Origin of the sequence: Asanoa sp. WMMD1127 (assembly GCF_029626225.1) — a bacterium.
Classification (GTDB): domain Bacteria; phylum Actinomycetota; class Actinomycetes; order Mycobacteriales; family Micromonosporaceae; genus Asanoa.
The window spans coordinates 2,388,464-2,411,168 of sequence record NZ_JARUBP010000001.1 but is presented as its reverse complement, the minus strand read 5'-3'; the positions used below and the strand labels follow the sequence as shown (position 1 = coordinate 2,411,168).

General features: G+C 71.2%; 21 protein-coding genes and 1 tRNA gene. 10 read left to right on the top strand and 12 right to left on the bottom strand.

The window, feature by feature from the left end:
• Positions 1–21 precede the first annotated feature (21 nt).
• From nagA to O7635_RS11580, 3 genes are read right to left on the bottom strand one after another with little or no spacing between them, the layout of a single operon-like run.
• Positions 22–1,119, bottom strand: a complete 1,098-nt coding sequence (gene nagA, locus O7635_RS11590) for an N-acetylglucosamine-6-phosphate deacetylase (protein ID WP_278080414.1) — start codon at positions 1,117–1,119, stop codon at positions 22–24.
• Positions 1,116–2,042 (bottom strand): ROK family protein, encoded by a 927-nt coding sequence (locus tag O7635_RS11585; RefSeq protein WP_278080413.1) that lies wholly within the window; start codon positions 2,040–2,042, stop codon positions 1,116–1,118. The genes nagA and O7635_RS11585 overlap by 4 nt, the downstream gene beginning before the upstream one ends.
• Complete coding sequence (locus tag O7635_RS11580; protein ID WP_278080412.1) at positions 2,039–2,914, bottom strand: SIS domain-containing protein; 876 nt, start codon at positions 2,912–2,914, stop codon at positions 2,039–2,041. Before O7635_RS11580 ends, O7635_RS11585 begins: the two co-directional genes overlap by 4 nt.
• Positions 2,915–3,107: 193 nt before the next feature.
• Here O7635_RS11580 and O7635_RS11575 point away from each other — a divergent pair, with 193 nt between their 5' ends.
• The 5 genes from O7635_RS11575 to O7635_RS11555 all read left to right on the top strand — a co-directional run bounded on the left by O7635_RS11575 (position 3,108) and on the right by O7635_RS11555 (position 7,262).
• Positions 3,108–3,893 carry a DeoR/GlpR family DNA-binding transcription regulator gene (locus tag O7635_RS11575; protein ID WP_278080411.1) on the top strand — a complete coding sequence of 262 codons (786 nt, stop codon included), beginning with the start codon at positions 3,108–3,110 and terminating at the stop codon, positions 3,891–3,893.
• 67 nt (positions 3,894–3,960) lie between these two features.
• Positions 3,961–4,953 (top strand): ATP-binding cassette domain-containing protein, encoded by a 993-nt coding sequence (locus O7635_RS11570; protein WP_278080410.1) that lies wholly within the window; start codon positions 3,961–3,963, stop codon positions 4,951–4,953.
• Positions 4,950–5,966 (top strand): ABC transporter permease subunit, encoded by a 1,017-nt coding sequence (locus tag O7635_RS11565; protein WP_278080409.1) that lies wholly within the window; start codon positions 4,950–4,952, stop codon positions 5,964–5,966. The genes O7635_RS11570 and O7635_RS11565 overlap by 4 nt, the downstream gene beginning before the upstream one ends.
• A gap of 84 nt (positions 5,967–6,050) precedes the next feature.
• A complete protein-coding gene (locus tag O7635_RS11560) occupies positions 6,051–6,386 on the top strand; it encodes a DUF3263 domain-containing protein (protein WP_278080408.1) in 336 nt (111 codons plus the stop codon).
• Positions 6,387–6,452: 66 nt separating this feature from the next.
• On the top strand, positions 6,453–7,262 hold the full coding sequence (locus O7635_RS11555) for a hypothetical protein (protein WP_278080407.1): 810 nt from the start codon (positions 6,453–6,455) through the stop codon (positions 7,260–7,262).
• Here O7635_RS11555 and O7635_RS11550 read toward each other — a convergent pair.
• A complete protein-coding gene (locus O7635_RS11550) occupies positions 7,259–8,248 on the bottom strand; it encodes a GDP-mannose 4,6-dehydratase (RefSeq protein WP_278080406.1) in 990 nt (329 codons plus the stop codon). The genes O7635_RS11555 and O7635_RS11550 overlap by 4 nt on opposite strands.
• A gap of 139 nt (positions 8,249–8,387) precedes the next feature.
• On the opposite strand from O7635_RS11550, the gene O7635_RS11545 reads away from it, so the two are divergent.
• Positions 8,388–8,855, top strand: coding sequence for a DIP1984 family protein (locus O7635_RS11545; protein WP_278080405.1), 468 nt, complete (start codon positions 8,388–8,390; stop codon positions 8,853–8,855).
• A gap of 248 nt (positions 8,856–9,103) precedes the next feature.
• Here O7635_RS11545 and O7635_RS11540 read toward each other — a convergent pair.
• Positions 9,104–9,177 (bottom strand) — tRNA-Thr (locus O7635_RS11540).
• A 199-nt stretch (positions 9,178–9,376) separates the two neighbouring features.
• Between O7635_RS11540 and ugpC the strand changes: the two genes are divergently transcribed.
• Positions 9,377–10,468 (top strand): sn-glycerol-3-phosphate ABC transporter ATP-binding protein UgpC, encoded by a 1,092-nt coding sequence (gene ugpC / locus O7635_RS11535; protein ID WP_278080404.1) that lies wholly within the window; start codon positions 9,377–9,379, stop codon positions 10,466–10,468.
• Positions 10,469–10,522: 54 nt separating this feature from the next.
• Here ugpC and O7635_RS11530 read toward each other — a convergent pair whose 3' ends face one another.
• The 4 genes from O7635_RS11530 to cysS all read right to left on the bottom strand — a co-directional run bounded on the left by O7635_RS11530 (position 10,523) and on the right by cysS (position 16,986).
• Positions 10,523–13,126, bottom strand: coding sequence for a hsp70 family protein (locus O7635_RS11530; protein WP_278080403.1), 2,604 nt, complete (start codon positions 13,124–13,126; stop codon positions 10,523–10,525).
• A 69-nt stretch (positions 13,127–13,195) separates the two neighbouring features.
• Positions 13,196–14,395, bottom strand: a complete 1,200-nt coding sequence (locus O7635_RS11525) for an esterase-like activity of phytase family protein (protein WP_278080402.1) — start codon at positions 14,393–14,395, stop codon at positions 13,196–13,198.
• A 60-nt stretch (positions 14,396–14,455) separates the two neighbouring features.
• On the bottom strand, positions 14,456–15,559 hold the full coding sequence (gene rlmB / locus O7635_RS11520; RefSeq protein ID WP_278080401.1) for a 23S rRNA (guanosine(2251)-2'-O)-methyltransferase RlmB: 1,104 nt from the start codon (positions 15,557–15,559) through the stop codon (positions 14,456–14,458).
• The gene (gene cysS, locus O7635_RS11515; RefSeq protein WP_278080400.1) at positions 15,559–16,986 is read right to left on the bottom strand and encodes a cysteine--tRNA ligase; all 1,428 of its coding nucleotides are present in this window, start codon (positions 16,984–16,986) and stop codon (positions 15,559–15,561) included. Before cysS ends, rlmB begins: the two co-directional genes overlap by 1 nt.
• Positions 16,987–17,029: 43 nt before the next feature.
• On the opposite strand from cysS, the gene O7635_RS11510 reads away from it, so the two are divergent.
• The 3 genes from O7635_RS11510 to O7635_RS11500 all read left to right on the top strand — a co-directional run bounded on the left by O7635_RS11510 (position 17,030) and on the right by O7635_RS11500 (position 19,698).
• Positions 17,030–17,683, top strand: a complete 654-nt coding sequence (locus O7635_RS11510) for a helix-turn-helix domain-containing protein (protein ID WP_278080399.1) — start codon at positions 17,030–17,032, stop codon at positions 17,681–17,683.
• 108 nt (positions 17,684–17,791) lie between these two features.
• Positions 17,792–18,709, top strand: a complete 918-nt coding sequence (locus O7635_RS11505) for a hypothetical protein (protein ID WP_278080398.1) — start codon at positions 17,792–17,794, stop codon at positions 18,707–18,709.
• Positions 18,709–19,698, top strand: coding sequence for a LacI family DNA-binding transcriptional regulator (locus tag O7635_RS11500; protein ID WP_278080397.1), 990 nt, complete (start codon positions 18,709–18,711; stop codon positions 19,696–19,698). The genes O7635_RS11505 and O7635_RS11500 overlap by 1 nt, the downstream gene beginning before the upstream one ends.
• A gap of 362 nt (positions 19,699–20,060) precedes the next feature.
• Here O7635_RS11500 and O7635_RS11495 read toward each other — a convergent pair whose 3' ends face one another.
• The 3 genes from O7635_RS11495 to O7635_RS11485 form a co-directional block, all read right to left on the bottom strand.
• Positions 20,061–21,461 (bottom strand): class II fumarate hydratase, encoded by a 1,401-nt coding sequence (locus tag O7635_RS11495; RefSeq protein WP_278080396.1) that lies wholly within the window; start codon positions 21,459–21,461, stop codon positions 20,061–20,063.
• 50 nt (positions 21,462–21,511) lie between these two features.
• Positions 21,512–22,153 (bottom strand): hypothetical protein, encoded by a 642-nt coding sequence (locus tag O7635_RS11490; RefSeq protein WP_278080395.1) that lies wholly within the window; start codon positions 22,151–22,153, stop codon positions 21,512–21,514.
• A gap of 112 nt (positions 22,154–22,265) precedes the next feature.
• The gene (locus tag O7635_RS11485; RefSeq protein WP_278080394.1) at positions 22,266–22,652 is read right to left on the bottom strand and encodes a hypothetical protein; all 387 of its coding nucleotides are present in this window, start codon (positions 22,650–22,652) and stop codon (positions 22,266–22,268) included.
• Positions 22,653–22,705: the final 53 nt, after the last annotated feature.

Here is a 22,705-nt window from a genome sequence, read left to right as displayed (position 1 = left end):
CGGTGACCTTCGCGAAACGGGCTAGCTGACCCAGGAGCCCGCGCGCATGACGCGTACGACGCGTAGGTCCTCGTCGAGGATGGCCAGGTCGGCTCGCCAGCCCGGATGCAGCGCGCCCACCGTCTCGCCGAGGCCGACCGCGCGGGCGGGTGTCGTCGCGGCCATGCGGCAGGCGTCGACGATCGGGATGCCGGCGCCGACCGCCTGGCGCAGCGCGGCGTCCATGGTCAGCGTGCTGCCGGCGATCGCGCCGTCACGGGCCAGCCGGGCCACCCGGTCGCGGACCTCGACCTGTTGACCACCGAGCTCGTAGGCGCCGTCGGGCATGCCCGCCGCGGCCATCGCGTCGGTGACCAGGGCCGCTCGGTCCGGGCCGGCGACGCCGGCGGCGAAGGCGAGCGTGCCGTCGTGCAGGTGCACGCCGTCGGCGACCAGCTCACAGACCACGCTCGGCGCGCCGAGCAGCGCGAAGACCGGGCCCGGCTCGCGGTGGTGCGGCGGCCGCATGCCGTTGAACACGTGCGTGCCGACGCTCGCGCCCGCTTCGACGGCGGCCAGCGTCTGCTCGTACGTCGCGTCCGTGTGCCCCACCGCCGCGACCACGCCATGCGAAACGAGCATCTGGATGGCGTCGATGGCGCCCGTCCGCTCGGGCGCGATCGTCACCATCCGGACCGCCCCGCCGCCGAGGGTGATCAGCGTGGCCAGCTCCTCGACGGACGGATCGCGCAGGTGGGACGGGTTCTGCGCGCCGCAGCGGACCTCCGACAGGTAGGGGCCCTCGAAATGGATCCCGGCGAGCACCCCGGAGGAAACCATCGGGGCGTACGCCGCCGTGGCCGCCCGCATCAGCTCGAACGGCGAGCTGACCAGGCTCGCGTACAGCGTCGTGGTGCCGTGCCGCAGGTGGAACGCGGCCGCGCGCAACGCCGCGTCCGGGTCGCCGGTCGTGAACGTGTCGCCGCCACCGCCGTGGTTGTGGATGTCGACGAAGCCCGGGACGATCCATTGTGGATCGCTGACGTCGCCCGGCGAGATCGCGCCGATCTGGGTGCCGGTCACCTCGACCGAACCCGTCACGACGCCGCTCGGCGTCACCACCCGTCCGTCGATCCTCACGTCGCCTCCACCACGTCCCTGCCGAGCAGGCCGGCGCCGAGGCAACCCGCCGCGTCACCGAGCGCCGCCCGCACCAGCGCCGGCTCGCGCTGGAAGGTCAATCGGGCCCGCACCCCGGCGGCGAGCGGCGCCAGCAGCTGCTCACCGGCCTCGGCGAGGCCACCACCGACGACGACCACCGCCGGGTCGAACAAGGTCTGCGCGATCGTCAGGCCGTCGGCCAGCGCGTCGACCACCTCGCTCCAGGCGCGCGCGGCGATCGGATCCCCGCCGGCCGCCGCGGCCGCGACCTCGGCCGCCGACAGGGGCACGCCGGCCAGCTCTTTGTAGCGGCGGGCCAGCGCGGACGCCGACGCCACCGCTTCCAGGCAACCGCGCGCGCCGCACCCGCACGGCGGGCCCTCGGGGCGGACCATGATGTGCCCGACCTCGCCGGCCGCCCCGTGCGCGCCGGCGAACGCCCGCCCGTCGACCACGTGGGCGGCCGCGATGCCGGTGCCGATCGCCACGAACAGCACGTGCCGGCTGCCGGCGCCGGCGCCCAACCGGGCCTCGGCCACTCCGCCCGCGCGCACGTCGTGGCCGAGCGCCGCGGGCAGGCCGAGCCGGTCGGCCACCAGATCACGCAGGGGTACGTCGCGGAAGCCCACGTTGGCCGCCCAGACCGCCACGCCCTGCTCCTCGTCGACGACGCCGGGCACCGCGACGCCGGCCGCCACCGGAGTCAGGCCGTCGGCGCGCGCCGTGGCCGCCAGCCCGGCCGCCACGTCGAGAATCGTCCGGACGACCGCCTCGCCACCGGCGGCCGCGTTGGTCGGGTGGCGTTCCGCGTGCCGCAGCTCGCCGGCCGCGGACACCAGCCCGCACTTCATCACCGTGCCGCCGACGTCGAGCGCCACGACGACCTCGGCCGGCCGTGTCACCGCGGCTCCAGGACGACGGAACGGGTCAGGTTGCGCGGGGTGTCCGGATCGAGCCCGCGGTGTGCCGCGAGCGCGACCGCGAACCGCTGCGCCAGGATCAGCTCGGCCATCGGATCAAGACTCGCACCACCGCCGGCGAATGTCGCGCCGGTCGCGGTCACCTCGCCGGGCAGCCCGGCCGGCGGAGGGCCGAACGACCAGACCGCGCGGCCCGGCGCCGCGATCGAGACGGGGCCGTGCCGGTAGTCCATCGCCGGGTACGCCTCGGTCCAGAAGGTCGCCGCCTCCCGGCACTTGAGCGCCGCCTCCTGCGCCAGCCCGACCGTCCAGCCCTGGCCGACGAAGGTCACCTGCTCGACGGCGGCCGGGTCGAGCGGGACCAGCAGATCGAGCGCGCGGCGCGCGTGTGCGGCCAGCGCGGCGGTGTCCTCGCCGAGGCCGGAGCGGAGCAGCGCCAGCGCGGTGGTGGCGAACCGGGTCTGGACGACCGATCGCTCGTCGGCGAACGGCAGCGCGACCACGGTGCCGGCGGCCGAGGCGGCGGGGCTGTCGGGGTCGCCGACGATGGCCAGGGACGGGCTCGACAACGCACCGAGCAGGTCGACCACCTCGGTGGTGGTGCCGGACCGGCTGATGGCCACGACCAGGTCGTACGCCCGGTTGCGGGGGAACTCCGACGCCTGGAACGCGTCGGTCTCGCCGTGGCCGAGGCTCTCGCGCCGGGCGGCGTACGCCATGGCCATGAACCAGCTCGTGCCGCAACCGACGACGGCGACCCGCTGTCCGCGGCGCGGCAGGCCCTCGACCCCGAGATCAGCCACTTGGGCCCAGGTCGACGGCTGGCTGGCGATCTCCGCCTCGACGTGGGTCACCGGGCACACCCCCAGGGAGAGCTTGCGCGAATCAGTTCGTTTGGAGCTGTTTCCGCGCGTTATTGTGCAGGACAGATGATCGTGCGGCAAGCGTGCGCGGATCGCGCACGACCGCGCAGCGAGAGCGTTGCTTGCCGGTCGTTTCGCGCACTAGTGTGCACGCAATTGACGGGGTCCGTGCCAGGGGGTCGATGTGGACCGGTACGCGCGGTGGAACGCGCTGCTCGAGCTGCTCGCCGAGAGCGGCCGGGTGAGCGTCGAGGACGCCGCGCAGCGGCTCAACGTCTCGCAGGCCACCATTCGCCGCGACTTCGACCAGCTCGGCCAGCAGCAGATGATCACCCGGACCCGGGGCGGCGCGGTCGCCAACGGCGTCTCGTACGACCTGCCCCTGCGCTACAAGACCGCCAAGCACTCCGCCGAGAAGCAGCGCATCGGCGCGGCGGCGGCGGCCCTTGTCGAGCCGGGCATGGTGGTCGGGCTCAACGGCGGCACGACGACGACCGAGGTGGCCCGCGCCCTGGCGGTGCGGCCGGACCTCAACTCCAGCGCCGACGGCGCACAGCTCACCGTGGTCACCAACGCGCTGAACATCGCCAACGAGCTGTTGGTCCGCTCGCGGATGAAGATCGTGGTGGCCGGCGGCGTGGTGCGGCCGCAGTCGTTCGAGCTGGTCGGGCCGCTCGGCAGCGCGCTGCTCCGCGAGGTCACGCTGGACGTCGCGCTGCTCGGCGTCGACGCGATCGACGCGACCCTGGGCGCCGCCGCCCACCACGAGGGCGAGGCGTCGATGAACGCGCTGATGGTCGCCCGCGCCCGCCGGGTCGTGATCATCGCGGACTCGTCCAAGTTGGGCGGTCACGCGTTCGCCAGGATCTGCCCGATCGACCGGGTCGAAACGCTGATCACCGACTCCGGCGCAACACCCGAGGCGACCGCGCCGTTCCGCTCGGTAGGCGTACGGGTGATCACTGCATAACGGTCTATCCGAATACCTGCATACCCAGTACTGTGTGCGCGATCCGACGTGAGACGGGGAGCGCGACGTGCCGGCCGTACTGGAGATATCGGGTCTGCAGAAGACCTACCGGAGCAGACGCCGAGGTGAGCGCAAAGCCCTCGACGGGTTCGACATGGTCGTCGAAGCGGGCCAGGTGCACGGGTTCCTGGGGCCCAACGGCTCCGGCAAGACGACCACGCTGCGTACGCTGCTCGGGCTGATCACGCCCAACGGCGGGCGGATGACGTTGCTGGGCCAGGAGGTGCCGGCGGCGCTGCCGCAGGTGGCCCGCCGGGTCGGGGCGATCGTCGAGAGCCCGCAGTTCTTCCCGAACTTCTCGGCCCACGACACGCTCGCGCTGCTCGCCGACGCGGGCGGCGTGCCGAAGCAGCGGGTGCCCGAGGTGCTCGAGCTGGTCGGCCTGCGCGACCGGGCCAAGGAGCGGGTCAAGACCTACTCGCTCGGCATGAAGCAGCGGCTCGCCGTCGCGTCCGCGCTGCTCAAGCAGCCCGAGCTGCTGATTCTCGACGAGCCGGCCAACGGCCTCGACCCGGGCGGCATCCGGGAGATGCGCACGCTGATGCGCGGGCTCGCCGAAGCCGGCATGACGGTCCTGCTGTCCAGCCACATCCTCGGCGAGGTGCAGCTCATCTGCGACTCCGTGACGATCATTTCGCGGGGCCGGCGGGTGACGCACGGCCCGGTGGCCGAGGTGCTGGCCCAGCACGCCGGCGGTGGCGTGACGGTCAAGCTCGAGTCGCCCGACGACCTGTCGCACGCGGCCGAGATCCTGATCGCCGCCGGCGCCCGCGTCACACCGCAACACGACCACCTGCTGGTCGCCAACGTCGAGAAGCCGGCCTGGGTGACGCGCACCCTCGCGGAACGGGGTTACTACGTGAGCGAGCTCGCGCCGGTGCGGGTCGACCTGGAGAGCGTCTTCCTCGAGCTGACGCAGACCGCGCCGGTCGCCGGCCAGGCCCGGCAGGTCGACGACTCCGCGGTGACCGCGCCGGCCCAGGGCGGGTGGGGCGTGTGAGCCTGCCCAAGGCCGAGGTGCGCCGGCTGTTCAAGCGCCGGGTCACCCGCATCTTCCTCATCCTCACGCTGGTCGGGCTGGCCATCTTCCCGATCGTGTTCACGGTCAGCAGCCAGCGCACGGGTCCGTCCCAGCGCGCCGCCGCCGAGGCGCAGGCGCAGCGGGAGTTCGAGCGCGCCAGCGCCGACTACCAGCAGATGGTCAGGCAGTGCGAGTCGGAGAAGGCGGCCGGCGCCACCGACGTCGACGAGCGCTACGGACCCAACTGCGGCGCCGACTACGGGCCGCGGCCGGAATACTTCGAGGCCGCCAACTACCTGCCGTTCGAGTTCACCTTCCGCGACGAGTTCGAGCCGTCGCTCTACGTCTTCGCCGCGATCCTGGCCATGGTCGCGTTCGTCATCGGCGCGTCCTTCGTCGGCGCCGAATGGAACAGCGGCGGCATGACCAACCTGCTGCTGTGGCGACCGCGGCGGATACCGGTGCTGGTCACCAAGCTCGGCGTGCTGCTCGGCTCGATCCTCGGCGTGTTCGTCGTGCTCGGCGCCCTGTGGACGGCGGCGTTCTGGGCCATCGGCCGATTCGACGGCCAGCTCGGCAAACTCACGTCGGGCGTGTGGCAGTCGTTCGCGCTGACCGGCGCCCGCGGCGTCGGTGCGGTGCTGCTGGCCGCGACGCTCGGCTTCTGCCTGGCCTCGATCGGCCGCCACACCGCGATGGCCCTCGGCGTCGGCATCGGCGTGGTCGTGGTCAGCGAGATCGGCCTGCGCATCGCGTTCGAGCTGACACAGGTGCGGTTCGGCGATCGCTACATCCTGTCCAGCTACCTGGCCGCCTGGTTCAGCAAAAGCCTGACGTTGTACGACTATCGGTCCTGCGACTTCGTCCAGGGCCAGTGCAACCCGGGCGAGCTGGTGGTCACGTGGCAGCAGGCCGGTGTGCTGTTCGCGGTCGTGCTGGTGGTCGCCGTTTTCGGTGCCCTGTGGTCGATCCGCCGCCGCGACGTGACCTGAGCGTCTCGTTGATCACAATGAATGAGCGGTGCACGGCCGTCCGGCCGCGGTTAGGCTGACCGGTATCCCCATGTCGACGCGTGCGTGTCGAGGAGTGCCATGATGCCCGCCGCTGCTGACCAGGCCGACACCCACGACGACGACGAGCTTGAGTCCGAAGTGGAGAGTGCGCCGACGGCACCGACGGCGCCGGCGTTGACCGAGCGGGAAGAACAGATCCTGGCGTTCGAACGCAAGTGGTGGAAACACGCCGGCGCGAAGGAACAGGCGATCCGCGACGCCTTCGACCTGTCGGCGACCCGCTATTACCAGCTGCTCAACGGACTGCTCGACAACCCGGCGGCGCTGGCCGCCGATCCGGTCGTGGTCGGCCGCCTCCGCCGGCTCCGCTCGACCCGCGCCCGCTCCCGCCGCCGCTAGCCACCCGCGGCATGAGCCGCGCGCCTCGCCACCATCGCGGTGATAGTCGCTCTTCGTATTGACGTGATGACTGTTCGCACCTACAAAGGACTTAGGCGTACCAATATCGCGAACGGGTTCGTCGGAGGTCGCGCCGTGGACTTTCCACTCGTTGACGTGCTGGTCAACCTGGGGTGCGCGGCGTTTGGCGCGGCCGTGTCGACCGGAACGGGCCGCACCAGGCGATGGCTTCGCCAGCGTTCGAGGGACGAGTCGGTCCGGAAGTTCTTCGGCACCCCCGCGAGAGTGATCATCATCCACTCCGCGGTGTTCGACGAGCCCGAGCAGGCGTGGAACTACCCCGCCACCGACACCAAGGCGGCGCGGGCGCTGGCGACACTGCTCGAAGCGGCAGGGATGCACGAAGGTGTCGACTTCACGGTCGTACCCGACCGCAGCGTGGCGATCAACGCGGAGCTGTGGCGTAACAACCTCGTGTTGCTGTGCGGACCCGCCCGCAACGCCGTCCTCGACGAGATCGCGCCTTCGCTGTCGATGCGCTACACGATGACCGTGGGCGCGGACGGCCGCAACGTCCTGACCGACCACGAACGCGAAACGCGGATGCTGTCCTCCCGCGAAGGCGGCTCCCCCAACAACAGCAACTACGACTACGGGCTGATCGCGTCGCTGCCGAACCCTCGCCAACCGCTGCGGCGGGTGGTGGTGCTCGCGGGCATCCACGGCACCGGCACCGTCGGCGCCAGCGGCTTCGTGACAGACCCGGGCAATCTCAAGACCCTCAACGACCGTGCCACCGACGGGATCGTCTCGGAAGTGGTACGCGTGGACTACGGCGCCGACATCGAGACGCCTACCCGCATGCGGCTCGTCTAGCGCCGCACGTCCTTGGGGTCCAGGCCGTGGGCCTCCAGGTCCGCGTCGAGCATCTCCGTCACCAGCGCCTCGAACGACACCTCCGGCCGCCACCCGAGATCCGCCTCGGCCCGTTGGGCGTCGCCGCAGAGGTTCGCCGGGTCGTGCGGCCGCACGAGAGAGGCGTCCTGCCTGACGTATCTGGTCCAGTCCAAGCCGACCAGGTCGAAGGCGAACCGCGCGAGCTCGCCGACTGTCCGGCTCTCCCCACTCGCGATGACGTAGTCGGCCGGCTCGTCGCGGTTCAGCATCAACCACATGGCTCGCACGTAATCCCGCGCATGTCCCCAGTCCCTGCGGGAGTCGAGATTGCCCAACCGCAACTCGGTTGCCTGCCCACTGACGATGGCGGCGATGCCGTGCGTGATCTTCCGCGTCACGAATTCGCGGCGCCGCCGCGGCGACTCGTGGTTGAAGAGAATTCCGGAGGCGGCTTTCAGGCCGTGCACGTCGCGATACATCCGGACCAGATGGTGGGCGTAGAGCTTCGCGCATGCGTATGGACTGACCGGCGCGAACGGCGTTTGCTCAGTCTGCGGCGCCGCCGCGTCGCCGAACATCTCCGCCGACGATGCCTGGTAGAACCGGGCCTCGGGTGCGTGCCGCCGGATCGCCTCGAGCAGGTTGAGCGTCCCGGTCGTGATGACCACGTCGTCGTAGGGGTCGGCGTAGGACCGGCCGACGAAGGACTGTGCGGCCAGGTTGTAGACCTCGGTCGGCGCGGTGTCCGACAACAGTCGTCGCACGTTGTCCGGCTGAGTCACGTCGGCGACAAGAAGCCGCGCGCGACGAGCGTCGGGCCGCTCCGTTATCCGCCGCGTCAATCGCGCGAGAGCATTCCCGTCGATATCGAACCCGACGACCTCGTAATGGTGGTCGAGCAGAAACTCGAGCAGGTAAGAGCCGTCTTGCCCGGCGACGCCCGAAATGAGTGCGGTGCGACCCACCGCTGGACTTTATCGCAGACCATGCCTGCCCTGGCGATCACCCGCAGGACTCGCCCGCGCGCCTTTCCGGCCGCGACCCCGCCCATGGCCGGCGGAAAATGGGAGGAGCGTTCGGGCCTTCGGACAGATAATTGTGATCATGAAGTTGGCGGAGGCGCTCGTGTTGCGGGCCGATGCCTCGCGACGGGTCGAGCAGTTGCGGAGCCGCATCGGTGGCAGCGCGCGTTATCAGGAAGGTGAGGCGCCGGCCGAAGACGCTGGTGCGTTGTTGGCCGAGGTCGGTGCGGTGCTGGGCGAGCTCGAAGGGCTCATCCGGCGGATCAACCGCACCAACGCCGCGACCACGCTCGACGGCGGCGGGACGCTGACGGACGCCCTGGCACGGCGGGACATCCTCAAGGTGCACCACGGACTCGTTTCCGGCGCGGCCGACGCCGCTGCCGGCGAGGGGCGCCACGGCTACCGGCAGCTGCGGTCGGAGCTGAAGATGCTGCCGGCACTGCCGGTGGCCGACCTGCGGACCCAGGCGGACCGGCTCGCCCGGGAGCTGCGGGAGGTCGACACGCTCATCCAGCGGACCAACTGGGCGGTCGACCTGTTGGACTGAAGACGGTCGCGGAGCAGGTAGCCGAGGTGGAGGCGCGCACCAGAACCCCGTTGGCCGGCGGGCTATCCGGCCAAACTCCTGGCGCGCCTGGGGCGGGCGCATGGGGTTCGATTCCCCGATCACACAGCGCAAGCCCAGCACGACGCACAGGTGACAGCGCACTGGGTAAAGCGCACAACCGGGTGCGGATCCACCACGGTGAGGGCGGGCAAGGGGCACTCCGCGACCAGGCAGAGCCCGACGACAAGAGCCCCCGGCCGGGATCGAACCGGCGACATCTCGCTTACAAGGCGAGTGCTCTGGCCATCTGAGCTACAGGGGCAGCTTGAGCACAGCATAGCGAGCCTCCGGGCGGCGAGCGCTTGCCAGGGCAAATGGGGCAGGAGTCCCACCATCTCTTGGCACGAATGCGAGAAACGTTTACGGTGACCAGCATTGGTGTCGGCGCACGCGTGCCGGCAGCTCTTTTCACTCGGATCGTCCGGCACGTTCCTGCCGGTGAAAGGAAGCGGTGTCCCCCCATGGCTACGGTCACCTACACGCAGGCCACCCGGATCTACCCGGGCACTGAACGGCCCGCGGTCGACCACCTCGACCTCGAGATCGGCGACGGCGAGTTCCTCGTCCTCGTCGGCCCCTCCGGCTGCGGCAAGTCCACCAGCCTGCGCATGCTCGCCGGCCTCGAAGACGTCGACGAGGGCTCGATCCACATCGACAGCCGCGACGTCACGCACCTGCCGCCGAAGGCCCGCGACATCGCGATGGTCTTCCAGAACTACGCCCTCTACCCGCACATGACGGTCTACGAGAACATGGCGTTCGCGCTCAAGCTGCGCAAGACCTCGAAGTCGGAGATCGACCGCCGGGTCAAGGAGGCCGCCGGCCTGCTGCAGCTCGAGGAATACCTCGGCCGCAAGCCGAAGGCGCTCTCCGGTGGCCAGCGCCAGCGCGTCGCGATGGGCCGCGCGATCGTGCGTGAGCCGCAGGTCTTCCTGATGGACGAGCCGCTGTCGAACCTCGACGCCAAGCTCCGCGTCCAGACCCGCACGCAGATCGCCTCGCTGCAGGCCAAGCTCGGCATCACCACCGTCTACGTGACCCACGACCAGATCGAGGCCATGACCATGGGCCACCGGGTCGCGGTCATGCTCGACGGCGTGCTGCAGCAGGTCGACACACCGCGGGCGCTCTACGACAAGCCGTCCAACGTCTTCGTCGCGGGCTTCATCGGCTCGCCGGCGATGAACATCAAGACCGTGCCGCTGACCGACCAGGGCGCCAAGTTCATCGACATGATCGTCCCGCTGACCCGCGACGAGATCGAGAAGGCCCGCGCCAACGGCGGCGGCGACAAGGTGACCCTCGGCTTCCGGCCGGAAGACTGCGACCTGGTCGGCCCGACCGACGGTGGCCTACCGGTCGTCGTCGAGCTGGTCGAGGACCTCGGCTCCGACGCCAACATCTACGGCCACGCGGCCCTCGACGGCGTCTCCGAGCGGTTCGTGGTCCGCACCGACCGCCGGCACATGCCCAACATGGGTGACACCGTGTTCGTCAAGCCGCGCGCCGACCAGCACCACGCGTTCCACTCGGCGTCCGGCCTGCGGGTCTGAGCCAGAGCGCAGCAGACGAAAGACGGCGGGCCGGGCGACCGGCCCGCCGTTCGTTTACCCGGCGAAGCGGCGCACCCGCAGGTCCTTGTCGCCGACGCAGGCGACGACCGAGGTCGACCACGTGCAGCTGGCCGGCCGTACGCCGCTCAACGCCCCCAACTGCACCGGGTCCTGCTCGCCGAGCACCCAGCCGACGACGTTGACGTCGTCGACGGAGGTCCCGGGGTCCTTGCCGAAGATCAGCACACTCGCGCCGTTGACCCGGGCGACCGCGCCGTCGTGCGTCAGGACCTCGACACCATCGGCGTCGTACGCGACGACGTGCGGAACGCTCGCCTCCTTGCTCTGCAGCACCACGTGGTCGCCCACGGGCAGGATCGCGGTGACGCCGGCCGCCGGCTTGGTCCACTTCTCGCCCTCGCCGCCGGTCGGCAGCGACACCAGTTCCGTGGACTTGCTGTCGAAGTTCGTCTGCTCCAACAGGCAGACCCGCTGGTCGCCGCAGGGGCTGATGCCGGTGGGCCGGCGCTGCGGATCGGCCCGGTAGACCAGCCGGGGCTTGTCAAAGGTGTCCAGGTCGACGGCGAACAGCTCAGTGCTGTCGTTGCCACGGGTGGTGAAGAGCTGCCCGTCGAAGACGGTGGCCAGGTCGTTGGGGTCGGCCACGGCCGCCTGCTGCTTGAGGATCTCGCCGCTGACCGCGTCGATGACCCGGGCCGACCGGTCGGAGTTGATCTGCACGAGCCGCTTGTCGTCGGTGCGGTCCGGGTCGAGCGCGACGCCGCCGAAGTCGGCCGGACCGTTCAGGTCCTTCACGGTCTGGGCGCCGTAGACCGCGGTGTCCGCGTCGTCGTACTGATCCTTCGGGGTCGGCTGTTCCCACTTCTGGACGCCGTCGCGGAGCGCGAGGCCGACGAGCTTCGCGTTGACCCGGTCCACCACGACGAGCCGGTCCTCGACGACGAAGGTCTCGTCCTCGTCGCCCAGGTTGCGGTCCCAGAGCCGGTGGCCGTCGCCGGGATCGAGCACGAACACCCGGCGGGGCTCGGTGCTGCCGATCGGGTTCGCGTAGGCGAGCACCGCGCCCGGCACCGCCCGGATGCCCTCCCAGGTGCTGGCCGCGTCCGGCAACGTCTCGCGCCAGAGCTGCTTGCCGTTGGTGGCGTCGGCGGCGACGACGGTCAGCTTGTCGTCGATCGTGTAGGCGAAGTAGGCGCGGTCACCGGCGACGTGGCTCCAGACGTAGTACGACGTCGCCTCCATCCCCAGCGGGGACCCGACATCGGCGAACGCCGCGAACTTGACCTTGTCGAAGCCGTCCCGGTTGACCAGCATGACGATGACGGCGACCGCCGCGACGATCAGGACCAGCCCGGCCGCGGCGGCGGAGACCACCAACCCCCGCCGGGACCGCGGCGGCCCGGCCGTCGGGGCGACCCACGCGGAATCGCGTTGCGGCGGGACGGGTGGCGGCGGCGCGGCACCGCCGGACACCGGGGAGACCTCGGGCGGCGCGCTGGTGACGCGGGCGGTGCCGGCGGCCGACGGCGCCGTGGCCGCCACCGCGACCGCGGCGGGCAGCTCGGCCAGCGCCCCCTCGGCCACCGGCAGCTCCGGCTGCTCGAGCACCGTCGGCGCCAGGCCGAGATCGGCGTGCAGCATGCGTGCCACCAGCGGCACCCGGGACGATCCACCCACCAGGAACAGGCCGGCGAGCTGATCCGGCCGCAAGGCGGCCGCCGTGATCACCCCGGCCGTCTCGATCACTCCGCGGCGCAGCAGCGGCGTCGCCAGCTGCTCGAGCTCGTCGCGGGTCAGGTGCACGGCCTTCTCGACGCCCGGCACGGCGACCGGCGCCACGGCCGCCCGGGACAGCATCTCCTTGGCGCCCCGCACGTCGTCCCAGAAGCGGCGGCGGTCGCGCCACTGCGCCGTGTTGGCCGGGTTGCGCAGCCGCTCCCACGCGGCCGGGTCGATGCCGGCCAGGCCGTGGCCGAGGTGGTCGACCAGGGCCGCATCGAGGTCGAGGCCGCCGAGCTCGGCGACCCCGCCGGCGGAGACGACGCTGAAGGAGACGCGGCCGGACGGGTCCGGGCCGTCGTTGCGGACCACCGCGATGTCGAGCGTCCCGCCACCGAAGTCGAAGACGGCCAGCGCCGAGCCGACGGGCACCGGCCGGCGCAGCACCTCGGCGAAGTAGCGGGCCGCGGCCACCGGCTCCGGCACCAGCACGGTGCTGGCCGGCCAGCCGGCGCGGGACAGCGCCACGGACAGCACCTGGCGGCGGGTGGCGCCCCAGGCCGCGGGATAGGTCACCGCCGCGGGCGGCAGGTAGCCGGCCGCCTCGACGGCGGCGTGCGCGACCGCGGCGAGGATGGCGGCGAGCAGGTCGACCGTGGCCACCTCGCGGTCGCCGAGCAACACCGCGGGCGCGTCGACGTGCCGCTTGGGATTGGGCTCGTAGCGGGCCGGGTCCGCCTGGGCCAGCCGTTGCGCGTCGCGCCCGACGTGCAGCCGGCCCGCGTCGTCGAGGAGCACGCCGGAGGGCAGGAGCGGTTGACCGTCGAAGAGCAACGGTCGGGTGCGCCCGTCGGGCCAGCGCAACACGGCGACCGTGTTCGACGTGCCCAGGTCGACCCCGAGCGCATGCCCTTGCATCTGCCGACTCCTCCACGGGCGAGGGGATGCCCGGCCTGCATCGTACGGGCCGGGCACGCCCACCCGTGATCAGAGGAAGCGGCGGTCCACGTTGAGGCCCTGGGTCAGCTTCAGCGTGATGAACTCGTTGTTGTCGGGCACGCCGGCGGTGCGGCCGGCCGAGCCTGGGAAGTTGTTGTCGTTGAGCACGGCGATCGTCTTGTCGTCGAGGATCACGACGTCCTCGATGGTCTGGAACGGGAACGTGAAGGTCTTGCCGAACCCACCGAGCTGCTTCGGGTTGCTGATGTTCATCAGGTCCGCGACCAGGGTCTTGTCCATGGCTCCGTCCCTGTCGCGGTCCGCGAAGTTGGCCAGGTAGATCTTCTTGGTCTTCGCGGTCGGGCCCTGGCCGTTGTCCCGCTCGATGATCAGGAAGCGGTGCCCGTCGACCGCGATGGCGTCACCGATCGCGTTGGCCGGGTCGTCGAGCTCATAGACATAGCGCTTCCCGGTGTACGAGCCAGCGCGCACGTCGAACTCGTTGAAGCGCAGCGTGCCCGGGGTGTCACCGGCGACGGTGCCCTCCAGCAGCGGGTAGAGCTTGCGCCCGTCGGGCGACTGGGCCATGCCCTCGAAGCCCTTGCTGCTGTTGATGTTGTTGGGCGTCGTGCCGCGCAGCGGGTTCTCCGGAGCGAAGACGCCGGGCAGCGAGATCGGTGCCTGCATGAGTGCGCCGGTCCGGTCGAAGTGGAGCAGGAACGGGCCGAACTCGTCACCGATCCAGTACGTGCCGTCGGCCGCCCGCTGGATCGACTCGACGTCGAAGTCCGAGCCGGTCAGCACCCGGTCGGTCCGGGTCAGCGGCCACGTCACGTACCCCTTGGGGTCGGTCAGGTTGATGCCGCCGAGCACGTCGACCCTGTTGGTGTGGAGCACCGGCGCGATCGTGTGGATGCGCAGGACGAAGTCCCCGCTGTTGGCCTTGTTGCCGAAGCCGTTGTCCGACATCACCTCGAAGGTGCCGTCGCCGTTCTTCACGATGCCGCTGAAGCCCTGCACCGGCTGGTCGGCCCAGGGTGCGGCGACACCGTTGACCGGCGCGGTGTCGAGCAGCGAACCGGACGGCTCGCTGGCCGGCACGAAGGTCAGCGCCGGCAGCGACGCGAAGCCGGTCAGCGTGGCCGGGCCGAACTCGTCGGCGTCGTGCGCGGACGCGGGGCCCGCCACACCGACGGCGAGGGCGGCGATCATCGCCGCGCCCGCGACTGCGTTGAGACGTTTGGTCATGAGGCGAGAAGCTAGCCAGCCATGATGAACCGGTCGGGGTGGTGGCGTGAACGCCGGCTGTCAGCCCGCCTCGGTGCGGCGGCGGGCGACCTCCGCCAGCGTGACCGCGGCGGCGACGCTGGCGTTGAGCGACTCCACCTCGGACACCATCGGGATGCCGACCCGCATGTCGCAGGTCTCGCCGACGAGCCGGGACAGGCCGCGGCCCTCGGAGCCGACGACGACCACCAGCGGGCCGACGGCGGCCTCGAGGTTGTAGAGATCGGTCTCGCCGTCGGCGTCGAGGCCGATCACCACGAAACCCTCGCGCTGGCAGGCCTTGAGCGCCCGGGTCAGGTTGACCACCTGGCTGACCGGCACGCGGGCGGCGGCGCCGGCGCTGGTGCGCCATGCGGTCGCGGTGATGCCGGCCGCCCGCCGCTCGGGGATGAACACGCCCTGCGCGCCGAACGCGGCCGCCGAACGGATCACGGCGCCGAGGTTGCGCGGGTCGGTGACCCCGTCGAGCGCGACCAGCAGCGGCGTCGGGTGCTCCAGGGCCGCCGCCATCAGGTCGTCGAACGGCTCGTAGGCGAACGGCGGCACCTGCAGCCCGACGCCCTGGTGCAGCACGCCACCGGTCATCCGGTCGAGCTCGGCCCGGCCGACCTCGAGCAGCGCGATGCCCCGGTCGCCGGCGGTACGCACGATCTCGGTGATCCGGTCGTCGATGTCGATGCCCTGCGCGACGTAGAGCGCGGTCGCGGGGACCAGCGCGCGCAGCGCCTCGAGCACCGGGTTGCGCCCGACCAGCAGCTCCGGCGCGTCCTTGGGGGTCTGGGCGCGGCGCCCGGGCGCCACCCGCGGGCCGCCGCGGGCCGGCTGGCGGCTCGTCGGCTTGGCGCCCTTGGTGCCCTTGCCCCAGGTGGTGTCCTTGGTGCCCGGCTGCCCGATCTTGGGCGCCCGGCCCTCGGCCGCCGCCGCGCGCTTCTCCTTCTCCTGTTTCCAGGCGGTGCGCTGCGGCAGCTTCTCGGTGCCCGAGTAGCCCTTGTGCCACGGCCGCTCGTCGGCGGGCAGCGTGCGCCCCTTGCCGGCCAGGCCCGCCTTGTTCTTGCCGCCCGAGCCGACGGTCGCGCCCTTCTTGGGCGTGACCCGCCGGCCGCGTCGCTGGGAGTTGCCCGCCATCAGTCCCTCGTTCCGATCGTCCAACGTGGGCCGTGCGGAGTGTCCTCGACGTTGACGCCGGCCGCGTTCAGCTGGTCCCGCACGGCGTCGGCGGCGGACCAGTCCTTCCTGGTGCGTGCCTGCGCACGCTGTTCGAGCGCGAGCTTGACCAGCGAGTCGACGATCTCGCGGAGCTCCTCGCCGGGCGTGCCACCGGTCGACGCGACCGACCACGCCGGGTCGAGCGGGTCGATGCCGAGCACGTCGAGCATCGCCCGCACACTGGCCAGCGCCGCGCGTACGCCCTCGTCGTCGCCCTTGGCCAGCGCGGTGTTGCCGAGCCGGACCTGCTCGTGTGCGACGGCGATCGCGCCGGAGGTGTTGAGGTCGTCGTTCATCGCCTCGACGAACTCCGCCGGCGGCTCACCGGCCGGGATCGCGCCGACGGCCTCGACCGCGCGCTGCACGAAACCCTCGACCCGGCGGTACGCCGTCGCCGACTCCCGCAATGCCTCGTCGGAGTAGTCGATCCGCGAGCGGTAGTGCACGGTCACGAAGTAGTGGCGCAACTCGACCATCCGTACGCCGAGCGCCGTTATGTAGTCGAGGTCGAGCACGTTGCCCGTCGACTTGCCCATCTTGGACTCGCCGAGGTTGAGCAGCCCGTTGTGCACCCAGTAGCGGGCGAACGGCAGGCCCGCCGAGCGCGACTGGGCGATCTCGTTCTCGTGGTGCGGGAACGTGAGGTCGAGCCCGCCGCCGTGGATGTCGAACTCGGGGCCGAGGTAGCGCAGGCACATGGCCGAGCACTCGATGTGCCAGCCGGGGCGGCCGGCGCCCCACGGGCTCCACCACTGGCCCTCGACCGGCTCGTCGCTCTTGTAGCCTTTCCACAGCGCGAAGTCGCGCGGGTCGCGCTTGGCCCGCTCGGCGCTGTCGGCGGCACTGGTCATCTCGTCCACCCGCTGGCCCGACAGGGCGCCGTAGTCGGCGTAGGACTTCACGTCGAAGTAGACGTCGCCGGAGCCGTCCTCCGCCACGTACGCGTGGCCGTTGTCGATCAACATGGTGATCAACTGGTGCATCTCGGTGATGTGGCCGGTGGCGCGCGGCGAGTAGGTCGGCGGCTGCACGTTGAGGGCGCGGTAGGCGGCGTCGAGGACGACCTCGTTGGCGTAGGCGATCGCCCAGTAGGGCTTGCCCTGCTCCAGCGACTTCTGCAGCACCTTGTCGTCGATGTCGGTGATGTTGCGCACGAACGTCACCTGGTAGCCGGTGCGCTCGAACCACCGCCGCAGCACGTCGTAGCTGACGCCGGAGCGAAGGTGACCGATGTGCGGCTCGGACTGCACGGTGAGGCCACACAGGTACATCGCGACCTTGCCGGCCTCACGCGGGACGAACTCCCGCACCGATCGGGTCGCGGTGTCATGCAAACGCAGCGTCACCTGACAAGGGTAGCGTTGATCCGTTTGCGCCTATGCTCGCGGTGTGACGCAGCCGGGCTACCGCGCGGGTGAGACGGCCCAGACGCTGGATCGTGGCCTGCGGCTGCTCTATCTGATCGCCGACGCACCGGACGGATTGACCGTCACCGAGGCCGCCGAGCGGCTGGGCGTCGGGCGGGCGGTGGTCTACCGGCTGGTCGGCGCCTTGACGTCGCACGGGCTGGTCAGGCGCGACGCGGCCGGGCGGTTGCGGCTCGGGGCGGGGGTGCTGCAGCTGGCCCGGCGGGCCCATCCGTTGGTGATCTCGGCGGCCATGCCGGCGTTGCGGCGGCTGGCCGAGGAGGTCGGTGCGACGGCCCATCTGACGATCGCCGAGGGTACGGACGCCGTGGCGCTGGCGGTCGTCGAGCCGACCTGGACGGCGTTTCACGTTGCGTATCGGGCCGGGTCGCGGCATCCGCTGGCCCGGGGCGCGGCCGGGCGGGCGATCCTGGCCGGGCGGGCCGGTTCGCCTGATCCGGTGACCACGGTCGGCGAGTTGCAGCCCGGGGCGTTCGGTGTGGCGGCGCCGGTGCTCGGCGTCGAAGGGTTGGACGCGAGCGTCGGGGTGGTGGCGCTGTCGGCGCTCTCCCTCGAGGAGGTCGGTCCGTTGGTGGCCGCGGCGGCCGCGACGGTCTCGGGCGCGCTGACCTCCTAGCCCTTTCCACAGCGGGCGGGCGAGTTATCCACAGGCTGTGTACGGGCCTCCCACGCTGGTTATCCACAGGTCTGTCCACCGGTCGCGTGTTGGTCGGACGCTGTTCACATGCGAACCTCTCGTCCCGCCGTTCGTCCAGCCGCGCTCGAATGGCGGGTGTTCCGGGGCAGCGCGGCCGTGGCGGCCGGTCTGCTCACCGTGCACCAGTTGCGGGCCCGCGGTTGGACGCGGCTGCGGCACGACGTTTATGCGGATGCCCGGCTGCCGGTCGACCATCTGTTGTTCTGCCGGGCGACGCTGGCCCGCATGCCGCCCGGTTCGGTCGTGCTGGCCGGCCCGTCGGCGGCGGAGGCGCTCGGGGTCCCGGCTGCCGCCGGCGCGGATGACCCGGTGCACCTGATCCTGCGCGGCCATCGGCGGGTGGGCAACCAGGCCGGGACGCGGCTGCACCGGGTCCGGCTCGACCCGGTCGACGTCGGCTCGGTCCGGTTGGCCGGTGGCGACGACGTGGTGCCGGCGACCGGGCCGGCCCGCACGGCCTGGGACTCCGCGGTCTGGCTGCCGCTGCCCGACGCCGTGGCGTTGGTCGACGGGCTGCTGTTCCAGCGGCTGGTCTCGACGGCGGAGCTACGGGCGGTGGCGGGCCGGCTCGGCGACCGGCCGGGCGGCCGCCGGGCCGCGCACACGCTGGCCCTGGCCGACGGCAACGCGGCGTCCCGGGCCGAGTCGCTGCTGCGGATCCGGCTCTATCTGGCCGGGCTGCCCATGGCGGTGGCCCGCCCGCCGATGTTCGCGGTGCGCCCGCCGCTGGCCTGGCCCGAGTTCCGGGTGGCGCTGTGGTGCACACCCGACCCGGGCGCGGAGGCAGTCATGATCAACAATGCCTGGCTCGTGCTGCGTACGTCCCCCCGGCGGGAGTTCTCCGAGGTGGTCCGCGAGGTCCGAGCGGCGTTGGTGGCGCGCGGATGGCGCACAAGGCGAAAACAGGATGTCGAGGAGAGCGCTCTCTCTTCTAACATGCACTGATGGAGGCAAAGAAGCCGACACTCGAAGACGTGGGCCGCGCGGCGGGTGTCTCCCGCGCCACCGCTTCCCGCGTGATCACCGGTGGCCGCCGGGTGTCCGCCAACACCCGCGACCGCGTCTGGCAGGCCGTCGAGACGCTCGGATACCACCCGGACCTGGCAGCCCGCGCCCTGGCCAAGGGCCGTGCCGACGTCATCGACCTGGTCATCATCGACGAAGACGCCACGCAGGTCGGCAGCAACCCCTACTACAGCCGCGTGGTGTCGGGCATCCTCTCGGCCCTCGCGGGCAGCGACACGCAAATGCGCACGCACGTCATCGACGAGCCGGAGGCACCCACCCGTCTCGACGACGTGGCGCACATCGTCGGCGTCGGCGCCCTCCTGATCAACGTCCCGCCCGACCTGGCTGCCCGCTTCACCGCCCGCTGCGACCGCGTGGTCTCGCTGGGCCGCTCGGCCCGCGGCGTCCCGGTGGTCGAGGCCGAGAACGTCGCCGGCGCCCGGGCCGCGGTCGAACACCTCTACCGCACGGGCCGCCGCAAGGTGGTAGCGGTCCACGGCAAACACGGCAACTCGTGCGCGACCGCCCGCCGCAACGGCTTCAGCCTCGCGTCGGTGGACGCCGGCCACGAACCCATCGGCGCGGAAGGCGGCTTCTGCCTGGAGGCCGGGGTGGCCGGCACCAAGGAACTCCTCGCCGCCCACCCGGACCTGGACGGCATCTTCGCGGCCTGCGACCTGACCGCGATGGGCGTGCTACGCGCCCTGAACGAAAGCGGCCGCCGAGTGCCGGACGACGTCGCCCTGGTCGGCTTCGACGACAGCTTCCTGGCCTCGGTCGCCACGCCCGCGATGACCTCGGTCCGCCAACCGGTGGAACACATGGCCGCCCTGGCCACGCGAGCCTTGCTCGCCGGCGAAACAGGCCCGTCCTGGCACCGCGTCGAACCGGCGCCTCTGCAGATCCGCCGCAGCTCCGCCGCCTGACGGGGCCAATGGCGGAGCTACCCGGCCACAGGGCTGGTCGCGCGCCTACGCAGCGCGACCGCAGGTCGGACTCGCACGGCTGGACCAGCCGCCAGGGGCTCGGGCCGTGCGGCTCGGTCCGCGCGCTGCCGCGGACGGCGGCGCGACGTTTCGCAACTTTCCGCCTGGTCGCGCTCCCCCAGGAGCAGGTGTCTGCCCGAGCGCCGACATGTTCTGGCATGTACGCACATGCCAGAACGTGTACGTGCTGGACGCACGACCCCCGATCGGCTTGCAGCCCGACCGACACACCACTGGGCCGCGACGCAATCAACGGGTGCCGCCTGCGGTCGAGCCGCCCACCGTCGGAGCCCCCTCGGCGGCTAGGGGCGGGTCATGCGGAGGACGTCCAGGAGCTCGTCGAGCTGTTCTTCGGTGATCTTGCCGCTGGCCACGTGGCCGCGGTCGACGACGACCGCGCGGATGGAGCGGCCGCTGGCCAGGGCCTCCTTTGCGATGGCGGCGGCTTCGTCGTAGCCCAGGTGGCGGTTCAGGGGCGTCACGATCGAGGGTGAGCCTTCGGCGTACGCCCGGGTCACGTCCTCGTTGGCCGCTAATCCGACCACGCACCGGTCGGCCAGCATCCGGCTCGCGGCCGCCAGCAGGCGGATCGACTCCAGGATGTTGCGGGCCATCACCGGCAGCATCACGTTGAGCTCGAAGTCGCCCTGGGTGCCGGCGAAGGCGATCGTCGCGTCGTTGCCGATCACCTGGGCCGAGACCTGGCGGACCGATTCGCAGACGACCGGGTTCACCTTGCCCGGCATGATGGACGAACCCGGCTGGAGGTCCGGGATGCGGAGCTCGCCCAGGCCCGCGCGGGGGCCGGAGCCCATCCAGCGGATGTCGTTGGCGATCTTGTAGAGGCTGACCGCGACCGTGCGGAGTTGGCCCGAGGCCTCGACCAGGCCGTCGCGGGCGCCCTGGGCCTCGAAGTGGTCGCCGGCCTCCGTGAGCGGGAGGCCCGTCGCGTCGCGCAACCGCGAGATGACCGCGGCCGCGAAACCCGGCGGCGTGTTCACGCCCGTGCCGACCGCGGTGCCGCCCAGCGGCAGCTCGGCCAACCGGGGCACCGACGACTCGACGCGGGCGATGCCGTTGCGGACCTGAGCCGCGTACCCGCCGAACTCCTGGCCCAGGGTGACCGGCGTGGCGTCCATCAGGTGGGTACGGCCGGCCTTGACCACGGTCGCGAACTCCGCGGCCTTCGTGGACAGGGCATCAGCCAAGTGAGACAGGGCCGGGACCAGCTCGTTGACCACCGCCTCCGTCGCGGCGAGATGGATCGACGACGGGTAGACGTCGTTGCTGGACTGCGACGCGTTGACGTGGTCGTTGGGGTGCACGTCGCGCCCCAGCTCCCGGGCTGCCAGGGTCGCGATGACCTCGTTGGCGTTCATGTTGGACGACGTGCCGGAGCCCGTCTGGAACACGTCGATCGGGAACTGGTCGTCGAACCCACCACCCGCCACGTGCGCGGCGGCGACCTGGATCGCCTGGGCCAGGTCGGCGTCGATCACCCCGAGCTCGCCGTTGACGGCGGCCGCCGCCCCCTTGATCTGTGCCAGCGCCCGGATGTTGCCGGGCTCGATGCCCCGCCCCGACACCGGGAAGTTCTCCACCGCCCGCTGCGTCTGCGCCCGCCACAACGCCTCGGCCGGCACCCGTACCTCACCCATGGTGTCCCGCTCGACGCGGAACCCGTTCTCCTCAACCGCCGTCACCCCACCATCCTCCCCCGAGCGCGGGAAGCACGCAGAGTGATCCAGACCGCTCAGGGGATTGGCGGACGCGCGGCGAGCACTGCGGGTATCCGGCTCGTCGAGCGAATCCAGACCGCGAAATCAGCCGAAAGCCAACCGGCAGCAAGAAGCAGGGTGCCGTAATCGGCGGCCAGATGGCGACGATGGATGGGCTCGTGATGCGCGATCCGGTTGCGCAGCAGCCGCAACGTCTCCAGCCGCTGGTGGAGCGGTGCCCGCGGACCACGGTAATGCGGAAACGCGCGGTGTATCGCCGGGCGCCAGAGAGTTGTCTCGTAGTTGCATCCGCGGCCCGCGCTGAGCAATCCCACCCAGAACCCGAACGGAAGCGCGGCGACGACGTGGCCAGGCTTGCTGTTGGCACGTCGAGCGACTTCGCCCTTGGCCTTGACCAGCATGTCCAGGGCACTGGCCGTCAATGTCAGCGCAGGCGAGTCCCACCAGTCGTCGCGGTGAGCCATCGCACGCAACTGATCGTTGATGCCGTTCCGCAGGCCTACCTCAAGATGGGCAAGCGACTCATAGAACGCACCCGAAATCGCCGTGTTCCACTCATATAGCCTGATGGCCGCAGGCCGGTCGCCGCCCATGCCCCGCAAATAGGGCTCGACGCGGGCCGGCGAGAGCGCCTTCTCGACCTCACCGAACCCCACGATGAACTCTCCCCCGAAGCGCACTTCGAATCTGGCCTATAATCGATCCGTACGCCCCGGTGTTGCCTCTGCTCGCAAGCAACCCGGGGCACTGCTCTGCCCGTCGATCACGCTACGGACGGATGGTTTGGAGTTGCTTGCCTGTCGCAGTCACGACCCAGAAGACCCACCCGTTGCGATGAGGTGAGACCGCCGGGTTGTAATGACGCACGACCTCGCGAGCGGCCTCGCTCGGGCTGCGGAACGCGCGCCCCTTGAGCGGGCCGTCCTCGATCTCGATCCGGCCCGGACCCCGGTGGAACAGTGCCTTCGTCCGAAATCCGTTGTAGTCGCAATGGATCTTCACGGTTGAAGGCGAGCCGTCGACCGCTTCTGGCTGCGTGGTGAGACGACTGCGTGCAACCAGTTGCGCGACAACCTGGCCCTTCGTCTGCCCGGTCAGGTTGGCGGCGAACTCGAGGTAACTGTTGGTCTCGTCATCGATCTCGACTTGGGCCACGGCACCCTCCTATGAGGAGATTACCGATCGCTGAGGACTGATGCAAGAGCGGG

What these genes read in the sequence shown, in the direction of transcription:
- O7635_RS11505 (WP_278080398.1), top strand. Translation starts at nt 17,792, where the DNA reads ATGCGAACCTCTCGTCCCGCCGTTCGTCCAGCCGCGCTCGAATGGCGG.
- O7635_RS11525 (WP_278080402.1), bottom strand. Translation starts at nt 14,395, where the DNA reads ATGACCAAACGTCTCAACGCAGTCGCGGGCGCGGCGATGATCGCCGCC.
- O7635_RS11500 (WP_278080397.1), top strand. Translation starts at nt 18,709, where the DNA reads ATGGAGGCAAAGAAGCCGACACTCGAAGACGTGGGCCGCGCGGCGGGT.
- rlmB (WP_278080401.1), bottom strand. Translation starts at nt 15,559, where the DNA reads ATGGCGGGCAACTCCCAGCGACGCGGCCGGCGGGTCACGCCCAAGAAG.
- O7635_RS11530 (WP_278080403.1), bottom strand. Translation starts at nt 13,126, where the DNA reads ATGCAAGGGCATGCGCTCGGGGTCGACCTGGGCACGTCGAACACGGTC.
- O7635_RS11555 (WP_278080407.1), top strand. Translation starts at nt 6,453, where the DNA reads ATGACTGTTCGCACCTACAAAGGACTTAGGCGTACCAATATCGCGAAC.
- O7635_RS11545 (WP_278080405.1), top strand. Translation starts at nt 8,388, where the DNA reads ATGAAGTTGGCGGAGGCGCTCGTGTTGCGGGCCGATGCCTCGCGACGG.
- ugpC (WP_278080404.1), top strand. Translation starts at nt 9,377, where the DNA reads ATGGCTACGGTCACCTACACGCAGGCCACCCGGATCTACCCGGGCACT.